This window comes from Methylobacterium sp. Leaf469 (genome assembly GCF_001424745.1).
GTDB lineage: Bacteria > Pseudomonadota > Alphaproteobacteria > Rhizobiales > Beijerinckiaceae > Methylobacterium.
Map to the genome: position 1 here is coordinate 264,924 of NZ_LMRE01000023.1, position 14,860 is coordinate 279,783.

Annotated in this window: 16 protein-coding genes and 1 pseudogene; 12 read left to right on the forward strand and 5 right to left on the reverse strand. The window is 69.2% G+C overall.

Features of this window, described 5'->3' with window-relative positions; all coding sequences use genetic code 11:
- Window positions 1-7 precede the first annotated feature (7 nt).
- Window positions 8-865: a prephenate dehydratase gene (locus ASG60_RS12445; protein WP_056385831.1), complete on the forward strand. Its 858-nt coding sequence runs from the start codon at window positions 8-10 to the stop codon at window positions 863-865.
- Window positions 866-869: 4 nt separating this feature from the next.
- Complete coding sequence (locus tag ASG60_RS12450) at window positions 870-1,256, forward strand: hypothetical protein (RefSeq protein WP_156398887.1); 387 nt, start codon at window positions 870-872, stop codon at window positions 1,254-1,256.
- A 27-nt stretch (window positions 1,257-1,283) separates the two neighbouring features.
- Here ASG60_RS12450 and ASG60_RS12455 read toward each other — a convergent pair whose 3' ends face one another.
- The 3 genes from ASG60_RS12455 to ASG60_RS12465 all read right to left on the reverse strand — a co-directional run bounded on the left by ASG60_RS12455 (window position 1,284) and on the right by ASG60_RS12465 (window position 3,388).
- Window positions 1,284-1,994, reverse strand: coding sequence for a cell wall hydrolase (locus tag ASG60_RS12455; RefSeq protein ID WP_056386086.1), 711 nt, complete (start codon window positions 1,992-1,994; stop codon window positions 1,284-1,286).
- A gap of 106 nt (window positions 1,995-2,100) precedes the next feature.
- A complete protein-coding gene (locus ASG60_RS23480) occupies window positions 2,101-2,589 on the reverse strand; it encodes a hypothetical protein (RefSeq protein WP_244476651.1) in 489 nt (162 codons plus the stop codon).
- 73 nt (window positions 2,590-2,662) lie between these two features.
- Window positions 2,663-3,388, reverse strand: coding sequence for a tyrosine-protein phosphatase (locus ASG60_RS12465; RefSeq protein ID WP_056385834.1), 726 nt, complete (start codon window positions 3,386-3,388; stop codon window positions 2,663-2,665).
- A 194-nt stretch (window positions 3,389-3,582) separates the two neighbouring features.
- Between ASG60_RS12465 and ASG60_RS12470 the strand changes: the two genes are divergently transcribed.
- From ASG60_RS12470 to ppa, 3 genes are all read left to right on the forward strand, one after another.
- Entirely contained in the window at window positions 3,583-4,089 is a 507-nt protein-coding gene (locus ASG60_RS12470; RefSeq protein WP_056361967.1) for a GNAT family N-acetyltransferase, read from the forward strand.
- Between the two features lie 69 nt (window positions 4,090-4,158).
- Window positions 4,159-4,482, forward strand: coding sequence for a DUF2892 domain-containing protein (locus ASG60_RS12475; RefSeq protein ID WP_056173718.1), 324 nt, complete (start codon window positions 4,159-4,161; stop codon window positions 4,480-4,482).
- A 142-nt stretch (window positions 4,483-4,624) separates the two neighbouring features.
- A complete protein-coding gene (gene ppa, locus ASG60_RS12480) occupies window positions 4,625-5,164 on the forward strand; it encodes an inorganic diphosphatase (protein ID WP_056173721.1) in 540 nt (179 codons plus the stop codon).
- A 19-nt stretch (window positions 5,165-5,183) separates the two neighbouring features.
- Here ppa and ASG60_RS12485 read toward each other — a convergent pair whose 3' ends face one another.
- Window positions 5,184-6,443 (reverse strand): FAD-dependent monooxygenase, encoded by a 1,260-nt coding sequence (locus tag ASG60_RS12485; protein ID WP_056385836.1) that lies wholly within the window; start codon window positions 6,441-6,443, stop codon window positions 5,184-5,186.
- Between the two features lie 160 nt (window positions 6,444-6,603).
- Between ASG60_RS12485 and tesB the strand changes: the two genes are divergently transcribed.
- From tesB to ASG60_RS12520, 7 genes and pseudogenes are all read left to right on the forward strand, one after another.
- Complete coding sequence (tesB, locus tag ASG60_RS12490; protein WP_056262031.1) at window positions 6,604-7,482, forward strand: acyl-CoA thioesterase II; 879 nt, start codon at window positions 6,604-6,606, stop codon at window positions 7,480-7,482.
- Window positions 7,483-7,797: 315 nt separating this feature from the next.
- Window positions 7,798-8,136: a P-II family nitrogen regulator gene (locus ASG60_RS12495; RefSeq protein WP_056094106.1), complete on the forward strand. Its 339-nt coding sequence runs from the start codon at window positions 7,798-7,800 to the stop codon at window positions 8,134-8,136.
- A 132-nt stretch (window positions 8,137-8,268) separates the two neighbouring features.
- A complete protein-coding gene (locus tag ASG60_RS12500) occupies window positions 8,269-9,774 on the forward strand; it encodes an ammonium transporter (RefSeq protein ID WP_056173726.1) in 1,506 nt (501 codons plus the stop codon).
- A gap of 160 nt (window positions 9,775-9,934) precedes the next feature.
- Window positions 9,935-10,213, forward strand: coding sequence for a hypothetical protein (locus ASG60_RS12505; protein ID WP_056385838.1), 279 nt, complete (start codon window positions 9,935-9,937; stop codon window positions 10,211-10,213).
- Entirely contained in the window at window positions 10,213-10,575 is a 363-nt protein-coding gene (locus ASG60_RS12510) for a type II toxin-antitoxin system PemK/MazF family toxin (RefSeq protein ID WP_056385840.1), read from the forward strand. Before ASG60_RS12505 ends, ASG60_RS12510 begins: the two co-directional genes overlap by 1 nt.
- A gap of 77 nt (window positions 10,576-10,652) precedes the next feature.
- The coding region (locus tag ASG60_RS12515; RefSeq protein ID WP_056386088.1) for a DNA translocase FtsK 4TM domain-containing protein at window positions 10,653-12,431 on the forward strand (1,779 nt) is incomplete at its 3' end.
- 1 nt (window position 12,432) lies between these two features.
- A pseudogene (locus ASG60_RS12520) lies at window positions 12,433-13,378 on the forward strand (FtsK/SpoIIIE domain-containing protein); the annotation flags it as partial.
- Window positions 13,379-13,509: 131 nt separating this feature from the next.
- Here the strand turns inward: ASG60_RS12520 and ASG60_RS12525 are convergent.
- Window positions 13,510-14,799 (reverse strand): alpha-hydroxy acid oxidase, encoded by a 1,290-nt coding sequence (locus tag ASG60_RS12525; protein WP_056361973.1) that lies wholly within the window; start codon window positions 14,797-14,799, stop codon window positions 13,510-13,512.
- Window positions 14,800-14,860: the final 61 nt, after the last annotated feature.

Below are 14,860 nucleotides of genomic sequence, written 5' to 3' on the forward strand. Positions count from 1 at the left end.
GATTCCGATGCCCCACCGCACCATCTCATACCAGGGCGAGCCCGGCGCCAACTCGCACATCCTCTGCGCCCAGGCCTACCCGAACTGGACGCCGCTGCCGTGCCCGACCTTCGAGGACGCCTTCGCGGCGGTGAACGAGGGCCGGGCCGCCCGGGCGATGATCCCCATCGAGAACTCCATCGCGGGCCGGGTCGCCGACATCCACCACCTCATCCCGACGGCGCGCCTCCACATCGTCGCCGAGCACTTCCTGCCGATCCACTTCCAACTGATGGTGCTGCCGGGGACCGAGGTGGGGACGCTCAAGTCCGTCCACAGCCACGTCCATGCGCTCGGCCAGTGCCGCAAGATCATCCGGCGCCTCGGGCTCCGCGCCGTGGTGGCGGGCGACACGGCGGGCGCCGCCCGTGAGGTGGCGGAGGCGAACGACCCGAGCCGGGGGGCCCTGGCGCCGGCGCTGGCGGCCGAAGTCTACGGCCTCGAGATCGTCGCCCGCGATGTCGAGGACGAGAGCCACAACACCACCCGCTTCGTGGTGTTCGCCCCCGAGGCCGAGCCCCTCGCGGCGGAGGCCGGTCCGGCTGTGACGAGCTTCATCTTCCGGGTGCGCAACATCCCGGCCGCCCTCTACAAGGCACTCGGGGGCTTCGCCACCAACGGCGTCAACATGTCGAAGCTCGAGAGCTACATGGTCGAGGGCCAGTTCTCGGCGACCCAGTTCTACGCCGAGGTCGACGGCCACCCCGACGAGCCCGGCCTCGCCCGGGCCCTTGAAGAACTTGCCTACTTCTCGCGAGAAGTGCGGATCATCGGCACCTATCCGGCCGATCCCTATCGCGAGGTCAGCCGCCTGGCGGCGGAATAGGGCCTTGAGCGAACGCGACGCAGCGAGCCGGATCGTGAGCGGGATGCCCGAGACTGACGACACGACCCCCTGCCTGTTCGAAATCCATCATGGATCGACCGTGCTTCGGGTCGCCGACGATTGGAGCGGGCACGTTCTGATCGAGCGGATCTACAACGGCCTGCGCGAAGCGCGGCGATCCCGCGACGTCGGGCATACGGTCCCGACGGCACCGACGCCCGGCAGCGAGGCCGAGAACCTTACGGTCGAGGCCGCCCTGTTCCACGGCTTCCGGCCGATCGACGGCACCGCGGATTATCGCGCGAGCGGGCAGCAGATCGTCGCCCTGGTGCATGCGGCGCGGGAGCAGGGTCGGATGGATGTGCTGCAGACAAGGGAACCGAACGACTGATCCGACCCGACAGGGTCGGGTCAGGCCCTAGCCGCCCCGGCTCGCGCTGCTCAGCCCCGCGGTCCGACAGATGTCCTTGGCGGGTTCGTTGAGGATGGTCTGAGCCGCCGGCACATCGCGCTCGGCATCGGCCATGCGCGCCTGGATCGGCGAAGCCGCGGGGGCCGCGGGGGCCGCAGCGGCGTACGCCATGGCGGTGGTGGGCATGCTCGGGCCCGTGGGTGCCGGAGCGCCCGGCTTGCGCTTCTCGTAGAACGCGTTGCCGCCGGCCACCGCCACGTAATGCATGTTGTTGTAGGGGAAGCGCAGGCCAGCCGTGTGGAAATGCATGGCCCGGCCGACCTTGGGGTGGCGCTGCCCGGCCAGCACCGCGTCGGTCACGTCGGCGACGCGCTGGAGATCCTTGGCCTCCATCGACTTGGTGAGCACGCCCGGGGCGAATTGCCGGGGCTGACCGACCACCGAGCAGATGCCGCTGCCCTGAGGCGCCGACTGCACCCGGTTCATCACCACGGTGCCGACGGCCAGGAGGCCGTCGCGGTCGCTGCGGTTCGATTCGAAGTACATGGCGCGCCCGAGGCAGTCGCGCTCCTCGTCCGTGGCGGCGACGGGCTGGGCCATGGCGAGGCTGCCCGTGTTCTGGCCCGGGATCAGGGTGGAATTGCAGGCCGCGAGGGCGGGAATCACCAGGATCAAGCCGAGGAGAGAACCCGTTTTCGTCGCCCACGAACCCTGCATGCCGTCTCGCTCCATCGTGATTTCCGTCGCCGGGGCGCAGGCCCCTGACGATCCGCGACGGCCAGGCTTGGCCGCCATTCGGGTCTTTTTCGGGCAGGACCCGGGCTCAGGCGGCTTTCGGACGGGCCGCGTTAGCCATAGCCGGGGACTGTGCCGTATCGGCCTCACCCGCGACCAGAATAGGGGCGGGGACGGCGGGGAATTCGAGGACGCGCAGGAGTGGGGCGGGGGTCGCATCCGCCGAAACCGCGGGCTTCGACGCGATCTCGCCGGCCTCGGTCTCAGCCGCCACGATTTCGGACTGAGGCACGGGCGCCGGGCGCGATTGGGCGAACAGGGCCGCCCCCGCCTTGGGTCCGGCAGCCTTGATCAGGGTGGCCTCGCCGCAGGTGCCGGCCATGCGCTGACCGAGGTCGAGGAGGCGTTCGCGCTCGACGCAATAGGCCGCCACCCGGGCGCGGGCATATTCGGGCATGCCGGCGATGAGCGCATCGAGCTCCGCCCCACGCGCCCGATACAGGGTCGTGATGAGTTCGACGGGGATCGGGTACTTCGCCAGGGTCGGCGTGGTCGGCCGGAGGGGAGAGGCTGCCATCGCGGGTCTCGTCACTGTGCGGAAGCATCAGTTCGGCCCGGTTTGGTTAACGGGGGGTTACCGGGCCGGGCGGCTATTCCCGCTTGATCAGCCGGTCGACCACGAGATCCGACCAGAACCCCGGCCGAAACTCACGCTTCAGGGCCTCCGGGTCGTAGACCGTCTCGACCCACGTGAGGAAGTCGAGGCCGCGGGCCTCGCCCTCGCGAAGGTAGAGGTCGAAGAATGCATCGAGGATGCCGGTCTTGGCGAAGCGGAAATGGCCGTAGCGGGCCGAGAGCTGGCCCATGGCCTCCGCGACGGGCCGGCCCTCGTGCAGGATGAGGTAGAGCACCGCCCCCATGCCGGCCCGGTCGGCGCCCGACTTGCAGTGCATCATCGCCGGATATTCGACGCCGGCGAAGAAATCCTTGGCGGCCAGGATCGTCTCGCGGGACGGCGCCTCGCGCGAGCGCAGGACGAACTCCACGAGGGTCAGGCCCTGGCGGGCACAGGCCTCGCGCTGGAGCGGCCAGGACCCGTGCTCGCGCCCGCCGCGCAGGGAAATCACCGTGCGGACGCCCTGGCGCTTGAACCAGGCGAGCTGGTGCGGCGTCGGCTGGGCCGAGCGCCAAAGCTTGCCCTGTCCCACCCGGTGCCGGTTGAGGTAGGCCAACCGGAACACGCCGTGATCGACGAGGAGCATGTTGGCCCACGCCTTCGCCCGCGAGACCGGCCCGGCGATGGGCTTCTCGAACCGGGCGATGCGCGCCATGCGCCGCGCGTAGCGGGTCTCGGGCTTGAGGAAGCGCTTGAACACGGGGCGGGGAACGTCGCGGCTCTACGGGGGAGGAGCCCCGGCATCTAACAGGCGCGCCCTGGCCCGGCAAACGGCAGGCCCCTCGGGACAAACGGGGTCGGCGCGACCCGGCATCGCCCTTGCCTTGTGTTCGCCCGGATCGTCATCTCCGATACCGATGCCTGATCGATCGATTTCGAGCGCGGGGACCCGTCATGAGCACGAGCACCACCAGCATTCGCCGCGCCCGCCCCACCGACGCCGACCGTCTGTCGGACGTGTTCGACGAAACCTGGCGCGAGGCCTATCGGGGCATCATCCCGGGTGTTTCCCTCGAGCGCATGATCGCCCGGCGCAGCGCACAATGGTGGCTCGGCGCGGCCCAGCGCCGGCGTCCCCTCGTGGTGGTGGAGACCCGCGAGGGTGTGGTCGGCTACGCGGTCTACGGGCAGGCCAGGGGCCGGGGTCTCGGCACCGCGGGCGAGATCGACGAACTCTACATCCTGCCCGAGCATCAGGGGCTCGGCCTCGGCCGGCGGCTGTTTCGTGCCGTGCGCAACGACATGATGGATCACGGCCTCCACACCCTCGGGGTCTGGGCCCTCGCGGGCAACGACCGGGCGGAGGCGTTCTACCTCGGCCTCGGCGCCACGATCGTCGGGCACGCCAGCGACAGCATCGCCGGCTCGGTGCTGCCCAAGGTCGGCTACCGCTTCGCCTGAGGCCGGCTCGCCGAATCGTCACGGCCTCCCCATCTCATCACTGTAGCCGACCGGCCGAGGGGAGAGTCGATGACCGCCAGCGGACACGAGACCGTCACCGCGAAGGACTGGGACGACCGGGTCGCGCGCCTGACGGAGAAGCTGCCCACGCGCCTGGGGGAGGCCCTCGATTGGCTGCGCGAACCGTCGCGGCGCATCGTCCGGATCATCGCCGCTCTTCTGTTCATCCTCGGCGGTGTGTTCTCGATCCTGCCGGTGCTCGGCCTGTGGATGCTGCCCGTCGGCCTCGCGCTGCTCAGCGAGGACATTCCCGGACTCAAGGTTCCCCTGGAGCGCAGCGCACGCTGGATCGTGGCGACGTGGGCGCGGGTGAGGGCGTCCTTCCGGCGCTAAGCCCGCGCGCCCGGGCGGAGACGTGATAATCCCCGCCAAACGTAGCCGGGCGACCGGGCCGGAGATTTCCTTGAGGCGGCAACGGCTTTAAGAGACGCCCGGAGAGGCCTCTGCGGCCCGAAGTGCACGGGAGAAACAGCCCATGATCATCGACAATGTCTCGATCGGCAAGAACGCGCCCGATGATGTGAACGTCATCATCGAGGTTCCCATCGGCGGCGACCCGATCAAGTACGAGATGGACAAGGAATCGGGCGCCCTCGTGGTCGATCGTTTCCTCTACACGGCGATGCATTACCCGGGCAATTACGGCTTCATCCCGCACACCCTCTCGGGTGATGGCGATCCGTGCGACGTGCTCGTCGCCAACACGCGCGCCATCGCGCCGGGCGCCGTCATGAGCGTGCGCCCCGTCGGCGTGCTGGTGATGGAGGACAATGCCGGCGAGGACGAGAAGATCATCGCCGTGCCGTCGCGTCACCTCACCATGCGGTACGACCGCGTGGAAAATTACACCGACTTGCCCGACATCACGATCCATCAGATCCAGCACTTCTTCGAGCACTACAAGGATCTGGAGCCCGGCAAGTGGGTCAAGATCGTGCGCTGGGGCGACAAGGCCGAGGCCCACCGCCTCATCCACGAAGGCATCGCGCGCGCGAAGGCCAACAAGGACAAGTAGGACCCGTTGCGCGGGCGGCCTAGAGCGCCTGCCCGCGCAAAAGTCTCGGCAGGGTGCCGCGTACCGCGGCGGCTTGCCCAATGAACAGGCGCTTGAGGCCCGGCAGGCGATCGACGAGGCCGAGCCCGAGATCGCGCGCCAGGCGCACCGGCAGGGCGTCCGTGGAGAACAGGCGGTTGAGCCCGTCCGTCATCGCCCCCATGGCGAGGGTCTCGAACCGGCGTTCGCGCTCGTAGGTCTGCAGCACGTCGGGGGCGCCGGGATCGAGGCCGAGCCGCAGGGCGTCGGTGACGGCCTGCGCCAGGGAGGCCGCGCCCGCGAGCCCGAGGTTCAGCCCCTGTCCCGCGATGGGGTGGATGACGTGGGCCGCGTCGCCGAGCAGCGCCATCCTGTCGGCCCGGAACCGGCGGGCGATCCCGAAGGCGAGGGGGTGCGCGCTCGGCCCCGCCTCCAGCACGATCCGGCCGAAGCCGAGGCCGAATCGGCGTTCGATCTCCACCAAAGTCTCGTCGGGTCCGCCACCGAGAAGAGCCGGCACGTCCGCCGCCCGCTCGGTCCAGACGATGGACGAGCGGTGCCCCAATGCGCCGCCCGCGACGAGGGGCAGGATCGCGAACGGGCCGCTCGGCAGGAAATGCTCGTAGGCGCGGCCCCCATGGGGACGCTCATGCCCGATGGTCGCGACGATGCCCGATTGCGGATAGGACCAGCCGACCCAGCCGATGCCGGCCCCTTCGCGCAGGCGCGAGCGCGCTCCGTCCGCCGCCACGAGGAGGCTCGCGGTCTCGGCTCGTCCATCGGTGCGATGGAGTTCGGTGGCCTCGGGCCCCGGATCGGCGGACGCGATCCCGACGGGATCGAGGACCACCCCCGCCGCAGCGCAGGCCGCCAGCAGCGCGGCGACCAGGGGTTCGGCCTCGACCATATGGGCGAAGGGCTCGCCCGCCACCGCATCCTGGGGGGAAGGCTCCTGAGCGAAGGTGAGGAAGACCGGTCGCACCGGGTCGGTGAGGCGGCTGTCGCTCACCACCATGTCGCGGATCGGCTCGGCCGCCGCGGACACGGCCTCCCAGATCCCGAGTTGGGCGAACATCCTTCGCCCCCCCGCCGCCACGGCGAAGGCCCGGCCGCGGTGGCGCGCCGCGCCGGACGCCAGAGCCGGATCGCAGACGGTGACGGCGAGCGCCGGGCCGTGCGCCCGCTTCAACGCCAGGGCGAGGCTCAGCCCCGGGATTCCGGCCCCGGCCACCACCACCCTGCGCTGCCCCGATCCCGCCATCTCGCGTCCCCGTCCCGATCCGCCCGGAGTGCCACTCCCCGGGGTCGAGGGCAACGCGCGGGCCGCCTCCGCGGCAGCGGCATCGTCGCCGGCCGCATGGATCGCGCCCCCCAAGCTTGCTATGGCGGCGGCATCGTCCGTTCCACCACCGGGGGTCCCCATGGCCGGCATCGTCGCCGAACTCCTCGACATCCTCGATCTCGCCCCCCTGGGACAGGACCGCTTCCGGGGCGAGAGTCTGCAGACCGGCTGGTTCCGGGTGTTCGGCGGGCAGGTGGTGGCCCAGGCCCTGGTGGCGGCCTCGCGCACGGTGCCGGAGACGCGTCCGCCGCATTCCCTGCACGCGTATTTTCTGCTCGGCGGAGATCCGAAGGCGCCCATCGACTACGCCGTCGAGCGCATCCGCGACGGGCGCAGCTTCGCGACCCGCCGGGTGGTGGCGAGCCAGCACGAGCGGGCGATCTTCGCCATGTCGGTCTCCTATCACGACGCGGAGGAGGGCGCCGTCCACCAGGCGACGATGCCCGACGTGCCGCCCCCCGAAGGGGTGGCCGAGGCGCCGGCCGCCGCCGCGCAGGCAGCCCGCGAGGGCGCGGCGATTCCGGCGCCGATCCTGTCATATTTCGGGCGCCGCCGCCCCATTGAGCTGCGCCCCGTAGAGATCGAGCGCTACCTCAGACGCGCGCCGCGCGACCCGCGCTTCCACGTCTGGATGCGCGCCGTCGACCGGCTCCCCGACGATCCCGCCATCCACCGGGCGGTGCTGGCCTACGCCTCCGACATGACTCTGCTCGATGCCACCCTGATCCCGCACGGGCAGACGGTGTTCGACGGAGAGATCCAGTCGGCGAGCCTCGACCATGCCCTGTGGCTGCATCGCCCGTTCCGCGCCGACGAGTGGCTGCTCTACGCCCAGGACAGTCCGAGTGCCGGGGGAGCGCGCGGCTTCGCCCGGGGGCAGATCTTTTCGCGGGACGGCACCCTCGTGGCGTCCGTCGCCCAGGAAGGCATGATTCGGCCGCGACGCGCCGAAGGCTGACTCCACGCGGCGGCGCGGCGCCGATCTCCAGGCATCTCGCGAGGTGCCCGGACACCTCTCAATCTGCCTATCGATGCGCCATAATGCTTGCGAACAGCGCAAACTTGGCGGGAATTTCGCCCGTATCCAGGGCACGGTACGGACAGTTTCTAAGCAGATAGGGCCGAACGCGAAAAGTTCCCGTTGGCATAGTCCTTGAATAACGAAGGGCGAGCGTCTGGGTCAGTCCGATCCACGCCGAACATCCGGACCCGTCGGGTCGCGACGCGAGAGCGCGCCGGCCGGGCAACCAATCGGGACAAGGGGGCGCCGCCCATGAAGATCGTGATGGCTATCATCAAGCCGTTCAAGCTGGAGGAGGTCCGGGACGCCCTGACCGGCATCGGCGTGCACGGGCTCACCGTCACCGAGGTGAAGGGTTACGGCCGCCAGAAGGGCCACACCGAGATCTACCGCGGCGCCGAGTACGCCGTGAGCTTCCTGCCCAAGCTGAAGATCGAGGTGGCGGTGGCCTCCGACCTCACCGGCAGCGTCATCGACGCCATCGCGGCCGCCGCCCGCACGGGCCAGATCGGCGACGGCAAGATCTTCGTTCTTCCCCTCGAGAAGGCCGTCCGCATCCGCACCGGCGAGACCGACGTCGACGCCCTCTGAGGTAGCCCCTCGCAGTCCACAGCCGTACTTCGGGTCCGCGCGCCGGCCCCCGGGGAAGTCGGGCCGCCCGCCGGTCCCCGCCCCACGATCGTCCCCCTTCAGCATCGCACAGTGACCGGGAGTCCTGTTTCCATGAAACTTCGCAATGCCCTGGCGCTCGGAATGGGAGGCGCCGCCCTGGCGCTCCTGTTCATCGAGCCATCCCTCGCGCAGTCGCCGACCACGGAGGCCGCACCGGCCGCCGCAGTGGCCGCGCCCGTCCCGAACAAGGGCGACACCGCCTGGATGCTGATCTCCAGCGCCCTCGTGCTGCTGATGGTCGTGCCGGGCCTGGCCCTGTTCTACGGCGGCCTCGTGCGCACGAAGAACATGCTCTCGGTGCTGACGCAGGTCTTCGCCATCGCGTGCATTTCCTCGCTGCTGTTCGTGATCTTCGGCTACAGCCTCGCCTTCACCAACGGCGGCGGCCTGAACGACTTCGTCGGCGGGTTCTCGAAGGCCTTCCTGAAGGGCATCGACGCCAACTCCACCGTCGCAACCTTTTCGAACGGCGTCGTGATCCCCGAATACGTCTACATCTGCTTCCAGATGACGTTCGCGATGATCACCCCGGCCCTCATCGTCGGCGCCTTCGCCGAGCGGATGAAGTTCTCGGCGCTCGTCGTGTTCATGATCCTCTGGACCACCCTCATCTACTTCCCGATGGCCCACATGGTCTGGTATTGGGGCGGCCCGGACGCCGTCGGCAACGCCGCCAAGGCGCTGGCCGCCGCCACCGACGACGCCTCGAAGGCGACCGCACAGGCGGCCCTCGACGCGGTGAACGCCGATGCCGGCCTGCTGTTCAAGTGGGGCGCCCTCGACTTCGCAGGCGGCACCGTGGTGCACATCAACGCGGGCATCGCCGGCTTCGTCGGATGCCTCATGCTCGGCAAGCGCATCGGGTACGGCCGTGACCTGCTCGCTCCGCACTCCCTGACCATGACCGCCATCGGCGCCTCGCTGCTCTGGGTCGGCTGGTTCGGCTTCAACGCCGGCTCGAACCTCGAGTCCAACGGCACCGCCGCCATGGCGATGCTCAACACCTTCGTGGCCACCGCCGCCGCCGCCCTCTCCTGGCTGTTCGTGGAGTGGATGCTGAAGGGCAAGCCCTCCCTGCTGGGCATGCTGTCGGGTGCCATCGCGGGCCTCGTCGCCGTCACCCCGGCCGCCGGTTTCGCCGGTCCCATGGGTTCGATCGTGCTGGGCCTCGTCGCGGGCGCCGTATGCTTCATCATGTGCTCCACGGTGAAGAACGCGCTCGGCTACGACGATTCCCTCGACGTCTTCGGCGTGCACTGCATCGGCGGCATCCTCGGCGCCGTGGCGACCGGCATCCTGGTCAACCCGGATTTTGGCGGCGTCGGCCTGCCGGACTACGCCTCGAAGCCCGGTGAACTCGCGGTGGGCACCTACGAGACGGCGGCGGCCCTGATGAGCCAGCTCAAGGCCGTCGGATTCACCATTCTGTGGTCCGGCATCGGCTCCGCCATCCTGTACAAGCTCGTCGATCTCACCATCGGCCTGCGCGTCACCCAGGACGAGGAGCGCGAAGGCCTCGACATCGCCGATCACGGCGAGCGCGCCTACAACTACTAGGATCGCCCTCGGGGACCGGGCCGCCTTCCGGGGCGGCCCGGAGAACCCACTGAACGAAGGCTCCGGATCGCACGATTCGGGGCCTTTTTCGTGTGCGTGCCCAGTGTGACGATGACAAAGTGTGCTATCTTAGTAGCACATCATCCGAGGTCGATCGCCCATGTCATCTATCTCCAGAGTACGTAAGCAGGGTGGTGCACGCATCATCACCCTGCCTCCCACGATCCTGGCGCAAGTGGGTGCGGACACGGGAGCGGCCTTCGCCCTCTCCGTGCGGGACGGTGCGATCGTCGCGACGCCCGTTCCCGATGTCGCGGCGGCACTGCCGCGCCGTTATACGCTGGACGAGTTGCTGGTCGGGGTCGAACACCTGCCGGAAGTCTACGCCGGTGTGGCCGGAGCGCTCGATGGTGAACCAGTCGGAAACGAGGCCGGCTGATGGGCCCGAGGCCGAAGATCCCGAAGCGCGGCGAGATCTACTCCATCGACCCGAATCCGGTGGCAGGCCGGGAGATGAAGAACCGGCACTACTGGATGGTCGTCAGCCCCGAGGCGATCAACGCGCATGGGGTCTCGATCGTGGTCGTGATCAATACGGTCGCGCACGGCGCGCGCGCCGCCGGCCTTACCGTCCCGGTCAGTGGCGGAGGCGTCACGGGCGTGGCCGTCTGTAACCAGATCCGGAGCTTCGATCTTCGCGCTCGAATCGCGGACGGCAGCGCCAGCTACACGGGCAACGCACCGCTCGAAATCGCCACCGAGATCGCCGCCCGGGTTGCCAGCGTGATCGATCCGGCCTGATCCGAACGACTTAAACCCCCGTTAACCGCGTGGGCGTTAGCGTTACCGGACCGTTTCCCCATCGCGTCTGGTTCCGAATGCGCTCGCTTCGCCGTTCCGCATCGCCCTACGACACGTTCGTCGACAGCTTTCGGCCGTTCCTGGCCAAGCGGATGACGGAGTTGGGCGGTCTCATCCTGTTTGCCGGCGCGACGGCCCTGACCGTCGCCCTGGCGACGTGGTCCATCGACGACCCGAGCCTGAACCACGCCACCGACCACGCCGCCCACAACGTGCTCGGCACCAGCGGGGCGGTGATGTCCGACCTCGCCATGCAGCTCCTCGGCCTCGGCTCCCTGGCTTTCGTCCTGCCACCGGCCCTGTGGGGGGTGCAGCTCATGCGCTCCCGTGCCCTGCCGCGCGGGGGCCTGCGCATCACCCTGTGGATCATCGGCTTCTTCTCCGCGAGCGCGGTGGCCAGCGCCCTGCCGTCCACGGCGCGCTGGCCCCTGCCCACGGGGCTCGGCGGCGTCACCGGCGATGCCTTGATCCACGCGGCCCGCACCATCGTGGGCATCGTCGCCTCGCCGGCCGCGGCGTTGGTGGGCTTCCTCTTCGCCGCCATCGCCATCCTGAGCCTGACCGGTGCCTGCCGGGTGGGCGAGATCCCGGAGGAGGAGGACGAGCCGCTGCATCCCGTGCGGCCGCCCGCCCGCGCCCGCAACGACGACCGCTACGAGGACGACGAACCGAGCCTCGGAGTCGTGTCCCTCGGCGCCCTTGCGCAGATGCTCATGGGTGGCCGCGCCGCCCTGGCCTCGCGTGTCGAGACCTGGCGCGAGGGCCGCGCCGCGCAGGCGGTTCTCTCCCATGACGGCGCCTCGCCGGCCCTGGCGGCACGGCGCGCCTTCTCCGACGACGACACCCCCTGGGAGGCACCCAGTCCGCGCGATCCGCGCCGCGAACCGGTGTTCGACACCGAAGCTGCGCCCGCGCCCGTGCGACGGGCCGCTCCCGTGCTGCACGACGACGAGCCCGACGATGGCGGCGAGGAGCCGGTCTTCGCGCAAGATCCCCAGCCCGCGCCCCCGGATGCGCGCTCGCGCGTCGCCGCGCCGCCGTCGCCCCCCGTGCCCCAGCGGCGTCCGGCCCCGGCTCCTGTGCACAATCCGGGTGCCTACGCGGTTCCGGCGCTGGGTCTCCTGGCCGAGCCGCCCCTGGTCTCACCCTCAGCCCAGGTGTCCTCGGAAGCCCTCGAGCAGAACGCGACCCTGCTCGAAGCCACCCTGAGCGATTTCGGCGTGCGTGGCGACATCCTGGCCGTGCGCCCCGGCCCCGTCGTGACCCTCTACGAATTGGAGCCCGCGCCCGGCACCAAGTCGAGCCGCGTGATCTCGCTGGCCGACGACATCGCCCGGTCCATGTCCGCCGTCTCGGCCCGCGTCGCCGTAGTCCCGGGCCGGAACGCCATCGGCATCGAGCTACCCAATGCGCGGCGCGAGACCGTTTACCTTCGCGAGCTCCTGGCCTCCGTCGATTTCGCCGAGACGAAGCAGAGCCTTGCCCTGTGCCTCGGCAAGAACATCGGCGGCGAGCCGATCATCGCCGATCTCGCCCGGATGCCGCACCTGCTGGTGGCCGGCACCACCGGCTCCGGCAAGTCGGTCGCCATCAACACCATGATCCTCAGCCTGCTCTACCGGATGACCCCGGAGCAGTGCCGCCTGATCATGGTCGATCCGAAGATGCTCGAACTGTCGGTCTACGACGGCATCCCGCACCTGCTCTCGCCCGTGGTCACGGACCCGAAGAAGGCGGTCATCGCCCTCAAATGGGCCGTGCGCGAGATGGAGGAGCGCTACAAGAAGATGTCCAAGNTCCGCACCTGCTCTCGCCCGTGGTCACGGACCCGAAGAAGGCGGTCATCGCCCTCAAATGGGCCGTGCGCGAGATGGAGGAGCGCTACAAGAAGATGTCCAAGGTCGGTGTGCGCAACATCGACGGGTTCAACGCCCGACTCGCCGAGGCGCGGGGGCGCGGCGAGATCCTGACTCGGACCGTGCAGACCGGTTTCGACCGCGAGACCGGCGAGGCCGTCTACGAGAACGAGGAGATGGACCTCACCCCGCTGCCCTACATCGTCATCGTCGTCGACGAGATGGCCGACCTGATGATGGTGGCGGGGAAAGACATCGAGGGTGCGATCCAGCGCCTCGCCCAGATGGCACGCGCAGCCGGCATCCACCTCATCATGGCGACGCAGCGCCCGTCGGTCGACGTCATCACCGGCACCATCAAGGCGAACTTCCCGACCCGGATCTCCTTCCAGGTGACGAGCAAGATCGACAGCCGCACGATCCTCGGCGAGATGGGCGCCGAGCAGCTTTTGGGCCAGGGCGACATGCTGTTCATGGCCGGCGGCGGCCGCACGACGCGCGTGCACGGGCCGTTCTGCTCGGATTCGGAAGTCGAGAGCGTCGTCGCTCATCTCAAGCGCCAGGGCCGGCCGTCCTACCTCGAGGCGGTCACCGCCGACGAGGGCGAGGGGGCTAAGGGGTCGGCCTCCGACGAGGTCGAGATGGACGGTGCGGTGTTCGACCAAGGCAGCTTCGGCGAGACCGGCGGCGACCTCTACGCCCAAGCCATGCAGGTGGTGCTTCGGGACAAGAAAGCGTCCACGTCCTACATCCAGCGCCGCCTGCAGATCGGCTACAACCGCGCCGCCTCCCTCATGGAAAAGATGGAGATGGAGGGCATCGTCGGACCGGCCAACCACGCCGGAAAGCGCGAGATCCTGGTCGAGGCGGACGCTCACGTAAGCTGATCCGCAAGAGCTGATCCGAAAGCGTTCTCGATGAAAACAGAACCGCCCCGAAGGGAAACCCTCGGGGCGGTTCTGTTTCGCGTCGCGGTGTCTCGGGGGAGCGGAAACGAAATCCCGCTCTCCCGACGGGATCAGGCCCGGCTGACGCTCGCGGCGTTGATCTCGGCGATCTTCGTCGCACCGACCTGACGCATGATCGTCTCGAACTCGCGCTGCATGAGGGTGAGCACCATCTCGACGCCGGGCTGGCCGAAGGCGGCGAGCCCCCAGGCGTAGGGGCGGCCGACGCAGACGGCGGTGGCGCCGAGCGCCAGGGCCTTGATCACGTCGGTGCCGCGCCGGAACCCGCCGTCGATGAGGATCGGCACCTTGCCGTTCACGGCGCCCACGATCTCCGGCAGGACGCCGATGGTCGATTGCAGGCTCTCCTCGGCGCGGCCGCCGTGGTTCGACACGATGAGGGCGTCGACGCCGTATTCCAGGGCCTTCTTGGCGTCCTCGTGGGTGACGATGCCCTTGAGGACGAGCTTGCCCTTCACGATGCCGCGCAGGCGCTTGACGTAGTCCCAGGTCATGCCGGTGCCGTAGAGGTTCGTCACCTTCGACACGTCGAGGTCGTCGAACATTGGCTTGCGGCTCACCTCGTTCTTGAAGCCGGGCGTATGGCAATCGGTGCAGGTACGGGTATCGCTGCGGCGCTCACGGAACAGGGTCTCGGTGTTGCGACCGCCCTGCCGGTCGACGGTGAGCACGATGGCCGGGGCGCCGGCCTTCTCGGCGCGCTTCACCAGGGCCTCGGTCACGGCCCAGTCGTCGGTGGGGTACAGCATGTACCAGACCGGGGAACCGCGCTCCTTGATCACGTCCTCGATGGAGGTGCTGCCCACGGTGGACAGGATCATCTGATGGTTCTTCGCCTTGCAGGCGCGAGCAACGGCACCCTCGGCCTCGGGGTGGAACGCACCCTGGCTGGAGATGGGCGCCAGTGCGATGGGGCTGCCCCAGGTCTCGCCGAAGATCTTCACCGTGGTGTCGATCTTGCGCACGTCGATAAGGCGGCGGGCGCGGATGGCGATCTTCTCGAAGCCCTCGCGGTTGGCCTTCAGGGTCTCGTCGCCGTCGACGCCGCTGGCGAGGTAGCCGTAATGGGCCGGGGGCAGGGTCTTCTTCGCCACCGCCTCGAAATCGAAGACGTTCAGGGCCTGGGCGGGATTGGCGATGAGGTCGCCGTCCATGACGGGCGCCTGCCGGAGGACGTCGTAGCTCTGAGCCATCGCCCCGGAAGTGCCGGCAGCGAGCATTCCGGCGACCGCGCTGATGGCGCCCGGTGCGAGGATCGGGCTGGCGGACAGGAATTCCAGCAGTTTCCTGCGATTGAGCGTCGTCTCTCGACCGTTGGTCTGCTGGTTGTGGCTTGACATGTGAACTATAAATCTCGCGCGTCGGGTACGACAGGCGACGGTTTTGACCTATTCGCATTCG

Excerpts from the sequence above, each read along its gene's own strand:
- ASG60_RS12445 (WP_056385831.1), top strand. The coding sequence starts at position 8 with ATGCCCCACCGCACCATCTCATACCAGGGCGAGCCCGGCGCCAACTCG.
- ASG60_RS12525 (WP_056361973.1), bottom strand. The coding sequence starts at position 14,799 with ATGTCAAGCCACAACCAGCAGACCAACGGTCGAGAGACGACGCTCAAT.
- ASG60_RS12470 (WP_056361967.1), top strand. The coding sequence starts at position 3,583 with ATGAGCACGAGCACCACCAGCATTCGCCGCGCCCGCCCCACCGACGCC.
- ASG60_RS12495 (WP_056094106.1), top strand. The coding sequence starts at position 7,798 with ATGAAGATCGTGATGGCTATCATCAAGCCGTTCAAGCTGGAGGAGGTC.
- ASG60_RS12475 (WP_056173718.1), top strand. The coding sequence starts at position 4,159 with ATGACCGCCAGCGGACACGAGACCGTCACCGCGAAGGACTGGGACGAC.
- ASG60_RS12500 (WP_056173726.1), top strand. The coding sequence starts at position 8,269 with ATGAAACTTCGCAATGCCCTGGCGCTCGGAATGGGAGGCGCCGCCCTG.
- ASG60_RS12485 (WP_056385836.1), bottom strand. The coding sequence starts at position 6,443 with ATGGCGGGATCGGGGCAGCGCAGGGTGGTGGTGGCCGGGGCCGGAATC.
- ASG60_RS12455 (WP_056386086.1), bottom strand. The coding sequence starts at position 1,994 with ATGCAGGGTTCGTGGGCGACGAAAACGGGTTCTCTCCTCGGCTTGATC.
- ppa (WP_056173721.1), top strand. The coding sequence starts at position 4,625 with ATGATCATCGACAATGTCTCGATCGGCAAGAACGCGCCCGATGATGTG.
- ASG60_RS23480 (WP_244476651.1), bottom strand. The coding sequence starts at position 2,589 with ATGGCAGCCTCTCCCCTCCGGCCGACCACGCCGACCCTGGCGAAGTAC.
- tesB (WP_056262031.1), top strand. The coding sequence starts at position 6,604 with ATGGCCGGCATCGTCGCCGAACTCCTCGACATCCTCGATCTCGCCCCC.
- ASG60_RS12510 (WP_056385840.1), top strand. The coding sequence starts at position 10,213 with ATGGGCCCGAGGCCGAAGATCCCGAAGCGCGGCGAGATCTACTCCATC.
- ASG60_RS12505 (WP_056385838.1), top strand. The coding sequence starts at position 9,935 with ATGTCATCTATCTCCAGAGTACGTAAGCAGGGTGGTGCACGCATCATC.